This is a genomic window from Citrobacter sp. Cf118 (assembly GCF_030334095.1).
Lineage (GTDB): Bacteria > Pseudomonadota > Gammaproteobacteria > Enterobacterales > Enterobacteriaceae > Citrobacter > Citrobacter freundii.
This window is the reverse complement of the sequence record NZ_JAOWES010000048.1, coordinates 1-371: the sequence shown is the minus strand read 5'-3', so window position 1 is coordinate 371 and position 371 is coordinate 1. Positions and strand designations below refer to the sequence as shown.

At 46.6% G+C, this 371-nt stretch carries 1 tRNA gene and 1 rRNA gene; both read right to left on the bottom strand.

The features are described 5' to 3' along the window. Positions 1–150: 150 nt before the first annotated feature. Positions 151–226, bottom strand: a tRNA-Glu gene (locus OGX67_RS01150). A gap of 85 nt (positions 227–311) precedes the next feature. Further along, a 16S ribosomal RNA gene (locus OGX67_RS01145) occupies positions 312–371 on the bottom strand; the annotation flags it as partial.

Here is a 371-nt window from a genome sequence, read left to right as displayed (position 1 = left end):
TTTCATTTCTTATTACGGAGAAATGAAACAGTGTGTCGTTTCAATTTTCAGCTTGATCCAGATTTTTAAAGAGCAAATATCTCAAACGTCACCCGAAGGTAAGTTTTGAGATATTGGGGTCGGCGACTTTCACTCACACATACCAGCAAGTGGCGTCCCCTAGGGGATTCGAACCCCTGTTACCGCCGTGAAAGGGCGGTGTCCTGGGCCTCTAGACGAAGGGGACACTGAAGTCTCAATCGCAAGACGCCTTGCTATTTACTTTTCATCAGACAATCTGTGTGAGCACTTCAAAGAACGTTTCTTTAAGGTAAGGAGGTGATCCAACCGCAGGTTCCCCTACGGTTACCTTGTTACGACTTCACCCCAGT